General features: G+C 54.7%; 14 protein-coding genes and 1 other RNA gene. 4 read left to right on the top strand and 11 right to left on the bottom strand.

Annotated features, from left to right (window positions below; genetic code table 11):
- Window positions 1-60: 60 nt before the first annotated feature.
- The 6 genes from A4308_RS14040 to A4308_RS14015 form a co-directional block, all read right to left on the bottom strand.
- A complete protein-coding gene (locus tag A4308_RS14040) occupies window positions 61-702 on the bottom strand; it encodes a helix-turn-helix transcriptional regulator (protein WP_023332797.1) in 642 nt (213 codons plus the stop codon).
- Window position 703: 1 nt separating this feature from the next.
- The gene (locus A4308_RS14035; protein ID WP_023332796.1) at window positions 704-1,216 is read right to left on the bottom strand and encodes a fimbrial protein; all 513 of its coding nucleotides are present in this window, start codon (window positions 1,214-1,216) and stop codon (window positions 704-706) included.
- A gap of 11 nt (window positions 1,217-1,227) precedes the next feature.
- Window positions 1,228-2,175 (bottom strand): fimbrial protein, encoded by a 948-nt coding sequence (locus A4308_RS14030; RefSeq protein ID WP_045282173.1) that lies wholly within the window; start codon window positions 2,173-2,175, stop codon window positions 1,228-1,230.
- An 11-nt stretch (window positions 2,176-2,186) separates the two neighbouring features.
- Entirely contained in the window at window positions 2,187-4,715 is a 2,529-nt protein-coding gene (locus A4308_RS14025; RefSeq protein WP_049010375.1) for a fimbria/pilus outer membrane usher protein, read from the bottom strand.
- A 45-nt stretch (window positions 4,716-4,760) separates the two neighbouring features.
- A complete protein-coding gene (locus A4308_RS14020) occupies window positions 4,761-5,438 on the bottom strand; it encodes a fimbrial biogenesis chaperone (RefSeq protein ID WP_045282002.1) in 678 nt (225 codons plus the stop codon).
- A gap of 78 nt (window positions 5,439-5,516) precedes the next feature.
- On the bottom strand, window positions 5,517-6,047 hold the full coding sequence (locus A4308_RS14015; protein ID WP_032645360.1) for a fimbrial protein: 531 nt from the start codon (window positions 6,045-6,047) through the stop codon (window positions 5,517-5,519).
- Between the two features lie 418 nt (window positions 6,048-6,465).
- Here A4308_RS14015 and A4308_RS14010 point away from each other — a divergent pair, with 418 nt between their 5' ends.
- Complete coding sequence (locus A4308_RS14010) at window positions 6,466-7,125, top strand: helix-turn-helix domain-containing protein (RefSeq protein WP_045282001.1); 660 nt, start codon at window positions 6,466-6,468, stop codon at window positions 7,123-7,125.
- A 69-nt stretch (window positions 7,126-7,194) separates the two neighbouring features.
- A complete protein-coding gene (locus A4308_RS14005) occupies window positions 7,195-7,824 on the top strand; it encodes a helix-turn-helix domain-containing protein (RefSeq protein WP_045282000.1) in 630 nt (209 codons plus the stop codon).
- Between the two features lie 50 nt (window positions 7,825-7,874).
- Here A4308_RS14005 and A4308_RS14000 read toward each other — a convergent pair whose 3' ends face one another.
- From A4308_RS14000 to ydiJ, 3 genes are all read right to left on the bottom strand, one after another.
- Entirely contained in the window at window positions 7,875-8,069 is a 195-nt protein-coding gene (locus A4308_RS14000) for a YdiH family protein (protein WP_003857766.1), read from the bottom strand.
- An 85-nt stretch (window positions 8,070-8,154) separates the two neighbouring features.
- On the bottom strand, window positions 8,155-8,565 hold the full coding sequence (menI, locus tag A4308_RS13995; protein WP_014883516.1) for a 1,4-dihydroxy-2-naphthoyl-CoA hydrolase: 411 nt from the start codon (window positions 8,563-8,565) through the stop codon (window positions 8,155-8,157).
- Window positions 8,562-11,618 (bottom strand): D-2-hydroxyglutarate dehydrogenase YdiJ, encoded by a 3,057-nt coding sequence (gene ydiJ / locus A4308_RS13990; protein WP_045281999.1) that lies wholly within the window; start codon window positions 11,616-11,618, stop codon window positions 8,562-8,564. The genes menI and ydiJ overlap by 4 nt, the downstream gene beginning before the upstream one ends.
- A gap of 200 nt (window positions 11,619-11,818) precedes the next feature.
- Here ydiJ and ydiK point away from each other — a divergent pair, with 200 nt between their 5' ends.
- Window positions 11,819-12,934, top strand: a complete 1,116-nt coding sequence (ydiK, locus tag A4308_RS13985) for an AI-2E family transporter YdiK (RefSeq protein ID WP_014883514.1) — start codon at window positions 11,819-11,821, stop codon at window positions 12,932-12,934.
- Between the two features lie 209 nt (window positions 12,935-13,143).
- Window positions 13,144-13,251, top strand: an RNA gene (gene rprA / locus A4308_RS13980) — antisense sRNA RprA.
- A 5-nt stretch (window positions 13,252-13,256) separates the two neighbouring features.
- Here the strand turns inward: rprA and A4308_RS13975 are convergent.
- The gene (locus A4308_RS13975; RefSeq protein WP_063308640.1) at window positions 13,257-15,632 is read right to left on the bottom strand and encodes a glycoside hydrolase family 3 N-terminal domain-containing protein; all 2,376 of its coding nucleotides are present in this window, start codon (window positions 15,630-15,632) and stop codon (window positions 13,257-13,259) included.
- 3 nt (window positions 15,633-15,635) lie between these two features.
- On the bottom strand, window positions 15,636-17,036 hold the full coding sequence (locus A4308_RS13970) for an MFS transporter (RefSeq protein ID WP_045281997.1): 1,401 nt from the start codon (window positions 17,034-17,036) through the stop codon (window positions 15,636-15,638).
- Window positions 17,037-17,100: the final 64 nt, after the last annotated feature.

Here is a 17,100-nt window from a genome sequence, read left to right as displayed (position 1 = left end):
ATCAGGGGCGCGATAATGAATGACACTATTGCGCCCCTGGTATGTTATTGGGAATACTGGTTAACCATGATGGTGAGTCAGATAGTCTCGCAACCGGTTTCCAGGGGTATTCTTCTCCACCATCCTGTGAATCAAAGCCACCAGCTCAAAATCACTGCGCAGGTTGAATTTTTGCATCAGCAAATATTTATGGGTAAAAATAGTTTTATCACTTGTTTTAAGCTTATTCGCGATCTGCCCTACCGATAATCCTCTGTAAAAATTCACCATAACGCGAATTTGCTGTGGCGATAATATTTTATGCTGGCATTCGCTGCAGCTTCTCTTCCTCCAGTGAAAGCTTGAGAGCTGTGTGCGGTACCATGCGATAAACAGCGCCTCGGTGATCCTGTCCAGCGACGCGCGGCGCGAGATAAAAATCATATCCTGAAAACAGGACGGATATGTCGAGAAACGGTGTTCATCATCCACCAGCCCAACCACAATTCCTTTTTTCCGCGCCTGTAATTCAGGATAACAGGTCAGGGTTTCCCCCTGACATAAAGAGAGAAAAATAATATCGGCGGCACTGACATTTTCATGAGAAAGTTCGCCGTCAAAGTGAAGCAGATGTTTGAAATTATGAAAGAAGAAGTCCACAAGAAAACACTGCAACCCCGCTCTGAAAAATGCGTCGGTCTCTTTAATCACAATATTCAGCATATCAGTTGTACTGCATCGTCATGACCACGACGGCACTGATGCTCCCCGGCGTCGCACCGCCGGTGAAGGATCTGACCGATGCCAGCATGGCTATCGTTGCCGTTCTGTCTGCTGAAACAGGTTGAGTGAGGCTTGCACCCGTTCCTTTCAGCACGCCTGTCGCGGCCTCACTCATCGCAATCGCAACGTGCGTGGCCGAACCGCTGTTCATGTAATAATCCGCTCCCGCATCCGGATCGGGAGTGCCGGTAAAGGAGACCGTCACGCTGCGCGTCCCCGTCGGGCACTGGGTAAATAACAGGTTAAAGGGCACAGGATCGGATGAAGATCCCGGCGTAGCCATATTTGATGCCTGTATATTGCCAAGATTAATATTCAGACTGGCATTCCCTCCATTGAATATACACGGAGCGGCAATAATATTGCCGGTAACGCTGACATTAACGCTGTCCGCCGCAAAGATATTGCTGCTTATTACTGTGGCGGCGAGCGCGGCCGTGCGCAAAATATTCATCGCTTTATCCATCACTGATACGTCAAATTTAAGGTCGCAGAGGCATTGGCCGTGCCGGGCTCAACCGTCGTTTTTGTCTGGTAATAACGCGCCGTTAACGGAAATGTCTGCTGACCGCCCGCGGCAACGGTTAACGGCAGGCGCGTATTTAACGCCAGCGGCGTGCCGTTATAGAGCAACTGAACGCCAACCCCTTTCGCCGTGCCGGTATTCCCTTGCCCCGTAAGTGCCAGCACGCTCGTCGTCGCAACGTCCGGGTTCTGAATACCGCTGATCGAAACATTCACGTTGGCGCCAGGATCGCAGTTAAGTCCAAGATTTTGCGTATTCCGGGCGCCCGCCGGTGTGGTGCCCACCGTCGAGCCAAACGTCGCCGCAGAAATATCGCCGATAGGGAACGTCAGCTGCGGGGTGGTGATGCTGCAGGCCAGCACGTTAACCGTTCCCCCCAGCAGCGTGGTCGTCAGAGCATCACGGTAAATGCCATCGCTCCCCTGCAGCATCACCACGCCCAGTACTCCCGGCGTGAGTGAACCTGACGCGACCGGTCCGGTCACGATAAGTTCTATTTTACCGCCCCACCATTCGACATAGCTGGCCTGCGCGGTATAAGAAAAGGTATTGGTCGGATTTTCAAAATATCCCCCAGATGAAAAACGAATACCAATTCCACTTACGTTTGTGTCATAGACGTGATTTCCGAAAGCGCTCTGGGTTGCATTCAGATATCGCATGCTAAATCCCAGCATTACCGGACTCGTGCATCCCGTTAAATAGGCGCTGGTGATTGACGCATTACGCGAAAATAAAACGGTACCAACGGCCACATCGCGCTGCACCGTAATGGTGTCGATGGACAACGTAGATTCCTGGGGCGTAATCGTCGTGCAGGTGCCTGCATGGGCACTGCTCCAGCCTGCTGCGATACACAGCAGACATATCATCGTAATTAAGCGCATTTTAAAAAACCCTAAAGACAATTGACGTTGAGTTCGGTAATTCCGCCTGCCGATGATGGCGGAGGGAGGACGAACGGTGCGCGGCATTGCCGGTCGCTTTCCGTCCCCCAGGTCACAACGACCGTTCCCCGTGCATCCAGACCGGTGAGATAGACCTGTCCTTTATCGCCAACAATAACGCTGCTGTTATCCACACCGTTCAGGCTCGCCATTGCCCCGAAGGGAACAAATTGGCCGTTATGCGTTAAATTAAACAACACACGGCGCCCCACCTTCGCCTGATAATCAGCCACCACGATCGCGCCACGCGTCGGGGTCACTGTGCGGGTATTAATCTCCAGCTCAACATCATCCGGCATACTTTCCGGAGCAAGGGCGATCTCATTTTTACGGTAAACGGAGAGATTACTGACCACCGTATAGCCCCGGTAATCCGTTTTGACCCCCGCCTGATTACGGATATCAACATCGTGCGCACCCGGGGCGCTAACCAGCACATTGGTCTCACCGAGAGGCTGTGAGAAGGTGATCCCTTCCCGGTGAGCGAGAACGCCTCCCTGCAGGCCATAGTTAAGGCGCTCGCTGTTTTTGTCATAGCTGTAGCCCGCCGTCAGTTCAGCGTAGGTTCCTTTATAATCACCATTCAGGTTGCCCGTGTAGCCCACGCCATCCGACCCGTACCCCTGCTGCACGTTCCAGTTCAGCGCATGGTTTTCCAGCGCCACCCCGTTCAGACCGATGTTGTGTGTGGTGCCGTTATGCTGACTGGCGCTCACGCCATAGTTAGCCCAGGTTTGCGGCAAAAATTTCTCAAGGGGAATACTGACGTTGAAAGCCAGGAGCCGATCGCTGTCGTATCGTTTATTACCATCATAAGAACCCGCACTGCCGTTTTTACTGTAAGTCCAGGTCAGTCCGTAACTGATGTTGTGCCAGTAGTTGTTGTAACCCAGGCTGTATGACGCCATCGTTTTACCCGAATTCCAGTAGTCTTCACGGGCCGCACTCAGGGTCAGCGAACCCAGATTGCTGCCCAACGTCTGGCTCATCGTCAGTTCGGCCCGGTTGCGACGCCGGTCCTGAAGCGCAGTGCTGTCACCCCAGGAATCGAGGATCTCCTGCATGCCGTAGTAACCGCGGGTCGAGTAGCGGTAGCCTGCAATCGAAAACTGGGTTCCGGTTCCCACAAAGTTCTTGCTGTAACGCGCGCGCCAGGATTGCCCGTTGGATTTTTTGCCGTCCTGCGGGGTGGACCAGGCCTGGGTCACGTCCGCAGAAATCGCACCCAAATCGCCCATGTTTTTCCCGAGCCCGGCTGCGACAGACTGGTATTTGCTCGACGCCTGCAACCCACCGTAGAGCGTGACGCCCCGCGAAAGACCATAGATCCCGGTGATTTGCCCAAACGGCGTCTTATCAACGTTATGGTTATAAGAGCGGTACTGGCCCCCGGTCACCGCATATTTCAGGCGCCCCTCGCGTTGTAATACCGGCAACGAGGCATACGGTAGAGTGAAATGTTGCTCACTGCCGTCAGCTTCCTTAATGGTGACATCCAGATCGCCCGCGCCGCCCGTGGGGTACATATCCGTAATTTCAAATGCACCAGGCGCAACATAGGTCTGATAAATCTGATAGCCATTTTGCCGCACCACCACCTGGGCATTGGTCCGCGCGATACCGCGAACCACGGGTGCATAGCCTTTCAGCGAATCCGGCAGCATGTCGTCGTCGGAAGCCAGTTGTCCGCCGCGAAACGGCATACTGTCGAACACGTCTGCGGGCGCGGCGCTATCGCCCAGGGTGAGCTGTGCGTTGAGCGGGATAATGGCCAGCTGTGCGTAGGTGTAGACGGTATCCCACGTGTCCTGGCCCGTCTCATCCCGCGACCAGGTGGTGTAGTTGCGCAGCCGCCACGGCCCAACGTTAATGCCCGGGCGTAAGTTGGCGTATTGACTGTTACTGTTCTTAATGCCGGCCTGTTTTGCCCGGCTGTTCGCCCCGCTCAGGCTGTAGTTGAGCATCGCGGCGGTGATCCCTTCATCCCATTGTTCCGGCGAAACATACCCTCGTGCAGGCAGATCGATCGCGGCCTGAGGAATACTGATGACCAGCCGCTGCGCGCCGAACTGAAAATCGGTACTGGCATGCGGGATTGCCTGCAGGTTGACACAGGATGTCGTTTCGCTCGTCAGGCCGGGGAACAGTGCGGTTTTGACGCCCCAGCTTTTTAGCTGTGCAATACTCAGACAAGGCAGCAGGCTGTCATTTCCCTTCTCATCGTTTACTGCAATAAAATCAATATCGCCCGTCTCAATAAGCTGGTCGTCAAGAATGATATCAACATGGTATTTCCCTGGTGCCTGCGAACCGGATTCAAACGCAGATAAATCGGCTTTTGCCATCCCGGGATTATCCAGCTCCACCAGCTCGGCGTTAAAGGTTTCCCGGGCATGCGCCACAGATACAGCATGCGTCAGCGCGAAGGTGATATAAACAGCCAGACGCGCGGGTTGCATTTTTATATTTTTCGTTGCCATCATCATAAACCTGACCCACTAATGAGAGCGCCCGTTTTTCAACTATTAAAAACTGGCCTGGTGTCTTATTCCCGGGCTGCCATAATCGTTAATCACGCTGAACTGGATCTGATTGCCAGAAATGCCGGGCGGTAAGCTAAATGCAGCCACTGCGCCCGGTGCCACCCAGGAGGCCTCCTCCAGTTTTTTACCCCCGACGTTTATGTCATTAAAGTTAATGACATAGGGTGTAGGATTAGAGACCTGGATTTTATTTCCGCTGCGGGACCAGGTTAATTTATTTACCTGATCCTCCGGCGTTGACGCCTTCAGCTTTTCCGGACGATAAATAAGCTTGATGCGTGTCTTCACGGCAATCTGCAATGAATTAACCTGTTTCGTGGCTGACGGTATCGCTTTAATGTTCAGCCAGAACAGACTTTCCTTATCTTGCGGCAACGAGCCGGTGATCAAAATACGTTCAATATTCTGCTGACCACCGTTAAGCCTGTAGAGCGGTGGGGTGATGATAAAAGGCGCTTTATTAGCATTACCTTCTGGCATCTCAATCCAGGACTGGATTAAGTAAGGGGCTTCATCCGCATTATTGATGCTGATGGAGGCTTCTTTTTTTCCACCATCAAAAATAACGCGGGTACCGCCAATAATAACCCCGGCAGAAGCCTGTGACAGCGACGCCATAATAACAGCCGCGCTCAGCAGGGCTTTGCTAATAACATTCATTTTGAACCTCTTGATACAAGGGGGCAATGACTGCCCCCACACAACACCTTGCGGAGCGGACTTTTTGCTGCTGAGTAATTAGTTATAAACAACAGAGAAGTTAGCGACGGAGTTTGCAGGACCGGATGTTACCGCTGCCGCCGTTGAAATATACTGCGCATAGAAATCCAACGTATTGTCAGCACTGCTGCTTAACGAATAGTTGTAGCTATTGCTGCTATGCAGCGGCAGGTCAGCTTTATCAGCAGTCATCAAATTGATGGCAACCCCGGTTGCGGCACCGGCGACGGACGTATCAATCGCCAGCAGATCCGTATTGGTCATATCGGGCGTGCCGTCAAAACGGACTTTGGCACTGGTCACGGTTACCGGACAATTCTTCAGAATAATATTGAATTTCGTTGCCGCCGTTCTTGAACCGGTGGTTGGAAATTCTGTTTTATAATAATCACCTAATACCACCACCTGGTTTTGAGAGGCCACCGCAACATCGCAGGCTGAATCCAGGATGTTGCCATTAAAGTTTACGGTGCCCGCAGCCGCAAAGGCATTGCCCATCATTAAGGCGGAACCTGCCGCTACCATTGCTAAAATAATATTCTTTTTCATAATCATCATGTTCCTGTTTACTGGATAACTTTATTTATTATTGAAATTCACGTAGCAGAAAGCCGATAAAAGAACCAGTTAACATTCTTTTATTTCCCAATCGATAGCATAAGGTCTTTCTGACTGACTGGATAAAATTTATATAATCATTTTCCTGAAAACAACTTTTTTATGGTCTAGCTGTAGACTGTGATTTAACGAAAAAACAACATTTATCACAGCAGAAAATTATCGAATAGTGAGCGAGTCTAATTGTAGACCCGACACACTTTCTCCTGTGATTCAGAACGTTAGACGCCTGAGATCCCCCGGTCTACTTTTAGACCTGCGGGGAATATTCCCTGAGTTCTTCATTTTTAAGATAATTCCATTCGCAGATCAAAAATTGATCATACAAAGCGTCGCTGTGAGGTATCTTATGAATACGCGTTTAACCACCCAACTGAATAATCACCAGTCCTCAGTTCTGGATTTAAAACCGTTCGCCCATATAGACACGCTGATTAAACATGTTTTGCCCGTGGCCAACAGAATGATCATCGGCCGTGGCGAAACGGTACATTATTATAAAGATGATATTCGGCAATGCTTTTTGCTTCTCCAGGGGAGCGTGGCGCTTCATCGGCGCGGCGACGGCATTGTTTTAAACTCTGAATCGGCCCCTTTTATTCTCGGTGTCAGCAGTCAGTTTTCCTCTGAGCACCTGTATGTCCGGGCGCTGGAGACCGCAGAGATCGCCCGCGTGCCGCTGGAGAGCTTCAATCAAATTGTGTCGCAACATAATTTATGGGAGCACTTTTCTAAGCTGCTTATTTATACCGCCTCGCGGGTCTACGAACATTGCGCACAAATATCGCAAATGTCGGCCTACGATATTATCCGCTTCCAGCTTGTAGAACTGATGCAGGAACCCGACGCAATCCGGTTAAATACGACGGCGGCAGCCTACATCAAAAGCCGGACCTATCTTTCACGCAGCGGAATTATGCGTATCCTCTCGGAACTGCGCACCGGGAAGTACATCACCATGGAGCGTGGCGTGTTGCTCGACATTCATCATCTGCCACGAAAATATTGACCGCCGCCGTGCCGCCAGAGACGATAGACGCTATACTTAGCCAGGTTTATTTAAAGGTTAGCAGCGACCATGTCCCTTCCAGAAAAGCCTCAACGTGGCTCACCCTACGCGCAAGAGCTTATTTCTCACTTATTGCCTGACTGTACGACACGACAAACCGCTCGCGGCGAGCGACTTGACCTTCAGATCGATGGTCAGGGAATGTGCTATTTAATTCTTGAGGGGACGGTCGCTATCTACAGAAGAAGCGACGATATGATGCTCTCCACGGCCCGCAGCCCCGCCCTCTTCGGCCTCGCTAATCTGACCGACATTTATTTTAATGACTACCTCAAGACCGTAAGCCCTTGCCTGATAGGCACGCTCACCGCCAAGCGGGTTAATGACATCATCAAAGAAAAGGCCTTGTGGGGGCTGCTTTCAAAACAGCTCATGTTTGTTTATAGCCGTCTTTATAACAACGTGATGCCTCAGGGGGCACCGACGGCGTATGAGATGATTCGCCAGCAGCTCATAAAGCTGATGGAGGAAGATGAGAGCTATCGCGGCAGCGTGACGGCGGAAAGGTATATCAGGGAGAAAACCCAGCTCTCCCGAAGCGGGGTCATGCGTATTCTGGCCGATTTAAAAACCGGCGGGTTTATCGAAATGGAAGAAGGCCGTCTCCTTAAAATCAACAAACTTCCTGCCAGATACTGAATGTCAGGCACAAAAAAGGCCGCAATTGCGGCCTTTTCAACAACACTCACTCAATGGACGTGAACGCCCAACCGCCAGGCAAAATAGATCTCTTCTTTCAGTTCATTCGAAGAGAGCGCCAGCAAATCTGTAAATTCCAGCTCAAGCTGTTTCAGCTTTTTCAGGTACTGCGCCGGAGACAGGTTGCTCTTATCGCGACGTAAATATTCAATTGCCAGCTGTGTTGGGGTTATTTCAGTATCCATGATGTCCTCGCTTATGTACAAATCCTGACCAGTATATCACAACCTGCTGGCTAGTTTTTGACCAAAGGCAATTCATCTGAAAACTTTACACGACCGCCGTCGTCAGACGCGACGAGCAGCATAGGCGATCCTGCTCATCGAGGATATCAATCTGCCACACCTGGTGACGGCTGCCGGCATGGAGCGCGCGGCAAATACCGCGTACGCGTCCGCTGCGCACTGAGCGAATGTGGTTGGCATTCACCTCAAGCCCGACCACCTTCTGTTCCCCTTCGGTGCAGAGATACCCTGCAACCGAGCCCAGCGTTTCGGCCAGCACCACGGACGCACCGCCGTGCAATAAACCAAACGGCTGATGAGTCCGATGATCGACAGGCATTGTGGCCTCAATATCATCGTCGCCAATGCGGGTAAACTGGATATCCAGCAGCCCCACCATATTCCCCTCTCCCATGGCATTCAGCGCCTGCAGCGTGACGGCACGTTTCCAGATCATCCAATTATCTCCAGTAAAGCCTGTAATGGGTGGCGTACGCCGTTACCTTCTACCCGTTTCACCTGGCTGCGACAGGAGTAGCCCGTCGCCAGACAGCGGTTTCGCGGCAAACGCTGCATGGCCTGGTGCCAGGACAGCTCATAGATGCCGAGCGAACTGGCGTGGTTTTTCACTTCATGACCGTACGTACCGGCCATCCCACAGCAGCCCACGTTAACGCTCTCCAGCTTCGCCCCGAACCGGGCAAAAATGGATGCCCATTGCGCCGGGGCGCCGGGCAGCGCCGTCACTTCCGTGCAGTGGCCGAACAGATACCACGGTTCACCGCTGACATCCTGAATCGCGCGCGCTTCCAGGGCTGCCGGCAGCCACTCATGCACCAGCATGACGTGGAATTCGCCGCGCTTATCACCCAGCGTCTGTTTATATTCATCGCGATAGCAAAGCACCAGCGCCGGATCGACGCCGACCATGGGTATACCCAGTTGCGCCACACGGTTTAAGAAGTCAGCGGTTTTCCGCGCGGTCTTCGCAAAACGCGTCAGGAAGCCTTTAATGTGCTGCGCCTTGCCGTTGGGCGAGAACGGCAGAACCACGGGCTGATACCCCAGTTTTTCGGTCAGGCGGATGAAGTCCGCGACCACCTGGGCGTCGTAGTAGCTGGTGAACGGATCCTGCACCACCAGCACGACATTCGCTTTTTGCTCGGGGGTGAGCGCCTCAAGCTGTTCCAGGGTCATGTTTGCCGAGCGATGCCCGACAAGCTGGCGCTGCAGAGACGGCACCGACAGCAGCGGCAGATCGACCATACCGATATGCTTTTCGGAGAGCTTGCGCACCAGCGGCTGGTTGATAAAGAAGTTAAAGGTCTTAGGCGCGCGCGCCATCAGCGGTGCGTAACTTTCCACGGTTGCCACCAGATGGTCTCGCACCGGGCGCAGATAGCGCGTGTGGTAGAGCTGCAGGAAGCGCGAGCGGAATTCCGGCACATCGATCTTAATCGGGCATTGCGTCGAGCAGGCTTTACAGGCCAGACAGCCGGACATCGCCTCTTTCACCTCATGGGAGAAATCATACTCGCCCTTACTGGCATGCCAGCTATTGCGGGTGCGCTCAATCAGCGAGCGCAGGCTGGCCCGTTTTTCCGGTATCTGCTGCTCCAGCCTGAGCGGATCAACGCCGCGATCGGCCAGCAGGCGCAGCCATTCGCGCACCAGGGTCGCCCGCCCTTTCGGAGAATGGATACGGTTGCTGGTGATTTTCATCGACGGACACATCGGGCTTTTCACATCGAAGTTAAAGCACAGACCATTGCCGTTACACTCCAACGCGCCGCGCCAGGAGGCACGTACCGCAATTGGGATCTGCCTGTCGTAAGTCCCGCGTTTTACGGCATCCACCTGGCGCATTGGCGCATCCACGCCTTCAGGCGGGCAGATCTTTCCGGGATTGAGGCGGTTATGCGGGTCGAAGGCCGCTTTGACCTTGCGTAATTCCGCATAGAGCTGTTCGCCGAAGAAGGCCGGGCTGTATTCCGCGCGGAACCCTTTCCCGTGCTCCCCCCACAGCAGACCGCCATATTTGGCGGTCAAGGCCACCACATCGTCAGAGATCTGCTTCATCAGGATCTCCTGCTGCGGGTCGCACATGTCCAGCGCCGGGCGCACGTGCAGCACCCCGGCATCGACGTGGCCGAACATGCCGTAGCTCAGGCCGTGGCTGTCCAGCAACGCGCGAAACTCAACGATATAATCCGCCAGATGCTCAGGCGGCACGCAGGTGTCTTCGGCAAACGGAATCGGCTTCGCTGCGCCTTTTGCATTGCCGAGCAGGCCCACGGCTTTTTTGCGCATCGCATAGATACGCTCAATACCGGCCAGATCGTTACAGAGCTGCCAGCCAATCACGCCGCCTTCACCCTGCGCAATTAGATCATCCAGACGCTGGCAGAGCGTCGTCACCTGGCTTTCAATCAGTTCCGCGTCATCGCCAGCAAACTCCACGATATTGAGACCCAGCATCTCTTTATCCGGCACGTCGGTAATCAGCTCCCGCACGGAGTGCCAGACAATGTCCTCCCGCGCCAGATTCAGCACTTTAGAGTCGACGGTTTCTACCGACAGCGCCTGCGCCTCAACCATAAACGGTGCATTACGCAGCGCGGAGTCGAAGGAGTCATATTTGACGTTCACCAGGCGACGCACCTTCGGTAAACGGGTGATATCCAGCCGCGCCTCGGTGATAAACGCCAGCGTGCCTTCAGAGCCGGTCAACACCCGGGTTAAATCGAACTGCGTCAGATCGTCGTTAAAGACGTGACGCAAGTCGTAGCCCGTTAAGAAGCGGTTCAGTTTGGGGAATTTATCGAGGATCAGCTGGCGGTTGTCACGACAGCGCTCCAGCACCGTGCGATAAACACGCCCGATGGTGGTGTTATCTTTACCCAGCGTTTCCGCCAGTTCGACCGGCATCGGCTGGGTATCAAGAATATCGCCACCCAGCAGAACCGCACGCACGCCCAGCACGTGATCGGAGGTTTTTCCGTAGACCAGCGACCCCTGACCGGACGCATCGGTATTGATCATGCCCCCAAGGGTCGCACGGTTACTGGTGGAGAGTTCCGGCGCGAAGAAGTAACCGTAAGGCTTGAGATACTGATTTAGCTGATCTTTGATGACGCCCGCTTCAACCCGCACCCATCCCTCTTCAGGATTGATCTCAATGATGCGGTTCATATAGCGCGACATGTCAATAATAATGCCCTGGTTCAGCGCCTGACCATTGGTCCCGGTGCCGCCGCCACGCGGCGTAAAGACCAGAGAGGCGAACCGCTCTTGCGTGGCCAGCCGGGCAATCAGCGCCACGTCGGCGGTTGAACGAGGGAAAACGACGGCATCGGGAAGAAGCTGGTAGATACTGTTATCGGTGGCCATCGTCAGCCTGTCGGCATAGTTCGTGGCGGTATCACCTGTAAAACCCTGTTGCTCCAGTGCCTGCAAAAAATTAAGCACCAGTTGAACGACGCCAGGTGCCTGAGAAATCTGTGGGATCATTACTGTCGACCCTAATTAGAGTAATGTGAAATCGTTTGCGTTGTGTCTGGAAAGTTTTATCACATTTTTTTCTTATGTGCTTCGTAGAATTACGGGCAAAATCCGCCTGTCAAAAACCGCTGAGATCATTAATGATTAGAGAGACGCGGTTTTCCGTTCCCGCCAGCCATACTGGCGTTCTTTTAAGGAAAGTTTTATTTATGGTCAATGTTCGCCAGCCCAGGGATGTTGCGCAAATTTTGCTGTCGGTGCTGTTCCTGGCCCTCATGATTATTGCATGCTTGTGGATCGTTCAACCCTTTATTCTCGGCTTCGCCTGGGCCGGAACCGTTGTGGTGGCTACCTGGCCTTTGCTGCTGCGTTTGCAGAAACTGCTGTTCGGCCGTCGCGGTCTCGCCGTACTGGTGATGACGCTGCTGTTGTTCCTGCTGTTTATTATTCCGATTGCCTTGCTGGTTAATAGCCTTGTGGACTCCAGTGGTCCGGTGATTCGTGCCGTTACCAGTGGCGATTTGACGCTGCCGGATCTCGCCTGGCTGAACAGCATCCCTGTTGTGGGTGCCAAACTCTATAGCGGCTGGCACAGCCTGCTGGAGATGGGCGGCAGCGCGCTGATGGCGAAAGTGCGTCCGTATATTGGCACCACCACCACCTGGTTTGTGGGTCAGGCGGCCCATATTGGTCGCTTTATGATGCACTGTACCCTGATGCTGCTGTTCAGCGCCCTGCTCTACTGGCGCGGCGAGCAGGTGGCGTTAGGCGTTCGTCACTTTGCCACCCGACTGGCGGGCAAACGCGGCGATGCCGCCGTGCTGCTGGCGGCACAGGCCGTGCGCGCCGTGGCGCTTGGCGTGGTGGTAACGGCCCTGGTACAGGCGGTGCTGGGCGGTATCGGCCTGGCGATTTCCGGTGTCCCGTACGCGACCGTCTTTACCGTTGTCATGCTGATGACCTGTCTTGCGCAACTGGGCCCCTTACTGGTGCTGGTTCCCAGCATTATCTGGCTTTACTGGACAGGTGACACCACGTGGGGAACGGTTCTGCTGGTGTGGAGCTGCGTGGTCGGCACCATGGATAACGTGATTCGCCCCATCCTCATCCGCATGGGCGCAGACCTGCCGCTGATTCTGATCCTCTCCGGGGTGATCGGTGGGTTGATTGCCTTCGGAATGATTGGCCTGTTTATTGGCCCGGTACTGCTCGCCGTGACCTGGCGTCTGTTCTCCGCCTGGGTGCATGAAATTCCACCGCCGGAAACTGACCCGGACGTGATTCTGGGCGAACTGGAAGAGCTGGAAGAGAAGAACACGCATTAAGTTTTGTTGCCGGGTGGCGCTAACGCTTACCCGGCCTACATTCTTCCCCATAATACTTAAACGCTGCTAAAGTATTTATTCGTTGTACACTGGTCAGACCCGCCCTTTCAACAGTAAGTCTGCTATAAACCTCAAGAAATCTTTACTTCTCTTTAACTATTGAGACGAATCTGATCGACGCTAAAAGCGCACATGCCTACTATTAGCTCACGGTTATAGATCAACACCTTGATTTATAAGCATGGAAATCCCCTGAGTGAAACAACGAATTGCTGTGTGTAGTCTTTGCCCATCTCCCACGATGGGCTTTTTTTTATCCTGACTACGCGCGTGTCACTTCACAGGTACTGATCATCCGCCATTCAGCAGGTACAACCCGCGTCTCCCCGGTGACGTTGACCGACACGATCTCACGGATGTCCGCCGACGATGCGCCAATCTGCAGTTCAAACTCACCCGGCTCAACAATGCGCTTGCCATCACGACGGGTGAAGTTAAACATCTCCACCGGCAGCGTAAAGTTCAGCGTGGCGGTCTCCCCCGGCGAGAGCGTGACGCGCTGGAAGGCCTTCAGCTCCTGGAGCGGTCGTACCTGCGTGGCGACCTTATCCCTGACGTAAACCTGCACCACTTCGCTGCCGCTGCGTTCGCCGTTATTGGTGACATCCAGACTGATGACCACCTCGCCGTCGACTGGCACGCTCGCTGCCGCTACCTTCGCGGCTCCCCAGCTAAATTGCGTCCAGCCGAGACCGAAACCAAACGGATAACGTGCACCGAAGTGGAACGCGAACGGCGTCCCGCCGCTTTTCAGCTTGTGATTGTAGTAATACGGCATCGCGCCGGCGCTTTTCGGCATGCTCACCACCAGGCGCCCCTGCGGCTCGGCGCGACCGGTTAGCACGTCCGCAATCGCCCAGCCACCTTCCTGCCCTGGCGCCCATGCCATCATCAACGCCGCGACCTTATCCTCCATCCCCTGCAGGTTGTAGGGACGCCCGCCGGTCATGACAACGATGACCGGTTTTCCGGTTGCCACCAGCGCGTCCAGTAGCTGTTGCTGCACGCCGGGCAGGTTTAGCGAGTCGGTATCGGAGCCTTCCCCTACCGTGCCGCTCTGGAACAGCCCTGCGAGGTCGCCGACGCAGGCCACCACCACATCACTCTGCTGCGCAGCGTTTACCGCCTCGGGGATCAAGGCGGTACTCTGCGAAACCGGTGACTGCTGCATCGGTTTACCGCCGCTGTCGCCAGGGAAGACAGGTGCACCCGCCATGCGTTTTTCGATAATGTGACACCCTTTGGCGTAGCGCACGTTCGCTGTGCCCAGGTAATGTTCCAGCGCCGCGCGCGGAGTCGTCACCTGCGAAGTCTCCTCCACCATATCGCTGATAATCAGGTGAACCGGGAAACTGTAGCCGCTGAGCAGGGCCAGCGGATCGTCTGCGGTCGGGCCCACCAGCGCCACGCGCGGTTTTCCACCGAGGGGCAAAATGCTGTTGTTTTCCAGAAGCGTGACAGATTGCGTCGCCACGTCCCGCGCGACCTGGCGGGTTGCCTCGTTTTGCAGATCGATCCCGTTTTCGTCGGCATACGGGTGTTCAAACAGCCCCAGCCGGAATTTTTCGGTCAGCACGCGCCCCACGATTTCATCGACTTTGTCCATGGAAATCAGCCCACGCTCAACGGCCTCTGCGAGGTGTCGTGCGCAGTCATCTTTCGGCAGTTCAACATCAAGCCCGGCGTTAAATGCCAGTGCGGCCGATTCCGCCGCATCGTGGGAAATGCCATGGTGCTGATGCAGCAGGCTGACGCCGCCATAATCCGCGACAATGATGCCATCGAAACCCCAGTGCTCACGCAACACGGTGGTCAACAGGAAGCTGTCACTGTGTCCCGGCTGATTATCAATATCATGATAGGCGGGCATCACCGAACCGGCATTGGCCAGCTTGACCGCCATTTCAAACGGCAGCAGGAAGGTGTCGTTCAGCTCGCTAAAGCCCAGGTGGACCGGAGCATGGTTGCGCGCCCCTTCGCTGAACGAGTGACCCACGTAATGCTTAAGCGTCGCCAGCAGATCGCGCTTGTCGCTCTGCAACCCTTTGACGTATGCCGTCGCCATCACCCCCACCAGCCACGGATCTTCCCCGAAGGTCTCTTCGGTGCGGCCCCAGCGCACGTCGCGGGAAACGTCCAGTACCGGGGCCAGCCCCTGCTGGCAGCCCACAGAGCGCGCCTCTTTGCCAATCTGCTCTGCTGCACGCTGCACAAGTTCAGGGTTCCAGGTGGAACCGTAATTCAGCGAGGACGGGAACAGCGTTGCGTCTTTGCACAGCAGTCCTACCAGACACTCCTCGTGGAACAGCGCAGGAATGCCGAGACGGGTCTCTTCCATCATCATACGTTGCAGGCGGTTCGCCGCGCGCACGCCGGTTTTTGCGTCAACAATATGGGTGCCCAGCGGGCGGGTGATCTGCCCGACGCCCAGTTTTAGCCGTTCCCCGAGCGACGCCTGCTCGCTCACACCGGCGAATTCGTCGCTCAGATCGCTTCTCTCGCGGTGGTTACCGTTTTCGTCGAGGATCAGCCAGTAGGCATGCATCTGGGCGAACTTCTCTTCCGGGGTCATACGCGCCAGTAAATCGGCGACGCGCTCGTGCACGGGACGTCCCGCGTCCTTATAGATAGCTGTCATGTTTTACTCCTGTAGTGCGGAAGGGGTTGCCGGGCTGAGCTGCCCCGCTTCGGGTCTGACCTCACGCTTGCTGGCCAGCTCACGGGCGATGGAATCCACCAGCCGGCTGTTAAGCTTGTAGATGGAAAGTAGCGCCACCATGCAGAGGAACAGCGCGCATGGGATAAGGGTGAAAAGCGCGTTAATGGTCGACAGCACGTGCGGCGTCTGGGCTGCCTGGCCCGGCGTATAATCCACCATGCCCAGTACCCAGCCCACCACCGCCCCGCCGAGCGCCAGGCCAAATTTGATGGCAAACAGCGCGGTGGAGAAGACCAGCCCGTCCAGGCGACGGCCGCTGCGATGCTCTTCGTAGTCGACCACATCGGAGAACATGGTCCACTGGAGCGGTGTGGTGAGGTTTTGAATAAAGCTAAAGACAATGTTAAGGCCGAAGATCAGCCAGACCTGCGAAGGCGGCAGGAAGAAAATCAGCGCGCCGAAAATGACGAAGGAAATAATCGTCCACTGGTAAGCACGAACGCGGTCAAATTTCCCCAGCAGCCGTTCAGATAATAATGCGCCGCTTAAGGAGGCCACCATTCCGGAAACAATAAAGGCAAATACCAGATCCGGGCGCAACAGCACGTAGTTCACGTAATACATCGTGGCGGAGCCGCGCGTTACCACCGCGGTCAGCAGCAAAATATTAAACAGGAACACAATACGCCACTGGCTGTTGCGGCCCAGCAGTTTTAAATCGGTGAGCATGGAGCCGGAGGTATCATTGCGCGGAGAATACCGCTCGCGGGTCATCAGGAAGCAACAGAAGAACAGCACAATGCCCAGCAGCCCCATCAGGCTCATGGCATAGAAATAGCCTTTCTGCACGTTGCCCTGGCCCAGCAGTGAGACCAGCGGCAATGCGATAACCGTCACAATCAACCCGCCAATAAATGACAGACCAAAGCGCCATGACTGCAGGGAGTGACGCTCGCGCGGGTCCAGCGTCAGTGCGCCCGGCATGGCGCAGTAAGGCACGTTAATCGCGGAGTAAATCAGGCTCAGGATAGCGTAGGTCAGGCAGGCATAAACGATTTTAGCCGTCGGCCCGACGTCCGGTACATAGAAGGTGATAAGGCAGCTCACGCCAAAAGGAATGGCAAACCACAGCAGCCAGGGACGGAAACGACCATGACGCGTCTGGGTGCGGTCAACCAGTGCGCCAATGCACGGGTCGACAAACGCATCAACCACGCGCACCACTAAAAACATGGTCCCCATAATGGCCGCGGGTAAACCAAAAACATCCGTATAGAAGTAAGCAAGAAATAACGTGGCCGTTTGCCAGACCAGCGCGCTGGCCATATCACCTAAGCCATAACCTATTTTATCTTTGGTACGCAATACAGAGGAAAGTGTCATTGTTATTTGCCTTTTTATCAGGTTAAAACGTATTTCAACCAGTTGCGCATCTTCTGAAGAGAAA

It is taken from the genome of Enterobacter sp. ODB01, assembly GCF_001623605.1.
Classification (GTDB): domain Bacteria; phylum Pseudomonadota; class Gammaproteobacteria; order Enterobacterales; family Enterobacteriaceae; genus Enterobacter; species Enterobacter kobei.
This window is presented reverse-complemented; position numbering and strand designations above follow the sequence as displayed.

What these genes read in the sequence shown, in the direction of transcription:
- A4308_RS14040 (WP_023332797.1), bottom strand. Translation starts at nt 702, where the DNA reads ATGCTGAATATTGTGATTAAAGAGACCGACGCATTTTTCAGAGCGGGG.
- A4308_RS14035 (WP_023332796.1), bottom strand. Translation starts at nt 1,216, where the DNA reads ATGAATATTTTGCGCACGGCCGCGCTCGCCGCCACAGTAATAAGCAGC.
- A4308_RS14030 (WP_045282173.1), bottom strand. Translation starts at nt 2,175, where the DNA reads ATGCGCTTAATTACGATGATATGTCTGCTGTGTATCGCAGCAGGCTGG.
- A4308_RS14025 (WP_049010375.1), bottom strand. Translation starts at nt 4,715, where the DNA reads ATGGCAACGAAAAATATAAAAATGCAACCCGCGCGTCTGGCTGTTTAT.
- A4308_RS14020 (WP_045282002.1), bottom strand. Translation starts at nt 5,438, where the DNA reads ATGAATGTTATTAGCAAAGCCCTGCTGAGCGCGGCTGTTATTATGGCG.
- A4308_RS14015 (WP_032645360.1), bottom strand. Translation starts at nt 6,047, where the DNA reads ATGAAAAAGAATATTATTTTAGCAATGGTAGCGGCAGGTTCCGCCTTA.
- A4308_RS14010 (WP_045282001.1), top strand. Translation starts at nt 6,466, where the DNA reads ATGAATACGCGTTTAACCACCCAACTGAATAATCACCAGTCCTCAGTT.
- A4308_RS14005 (WP_045282000.1), top strand. Translation starts at nt 7,195, where the DNA reads ATGTCCCTTCCAGAAAAGCCTCAACGTGGCTCACCCTACGCGCAAGAG.
- A4308_RS14000 (WP_003857766.1), bottom strand. Translation starts at nt 8,069, where the DNA reads ATGGATACTGAAATAACCCCAACACAGCTGGCAATTGAATATTTACGT.
- menI (WP_014883516.1), bottom strand. Translation starts at nt 8,565, where the DNA reads ATGATCTGGAAACGTGCCGTCACGCTGCAGGCGCTGAATGCCATGGGA.
- ydiJ (WP_045281999.1), bottom strand. Translation starts at nt 11,618, where the DNA reads ATGATCCCACAGATTTCTCAGGCACCTGGCGTCGTTCAACTGGTGCTT.
- ydiK (WP_014883514.1), top strand. Translation starts at nt 11,819, where the DNA reads ATGGTCAATGTTCGCCAGCCCAGGGATGTTGCGCAAATTTTGCTGTCG.
- A4308_RS13975 (WP_063308640.1), bottom strand. Translation starts at nt 15,632, where the DNA reads ATGACAGCTATCTATAAGGACGCGGGACGTCCCGTGCACGAGCGCGTC.
- A4308_RS13970 (WP_045281997.1), bottom strand. Translation starts at nt 17,036, where the DNA reads ATGACACTTTCCTCTGTATTGCGTACCAAAGATAAAATAGGTTATGGC.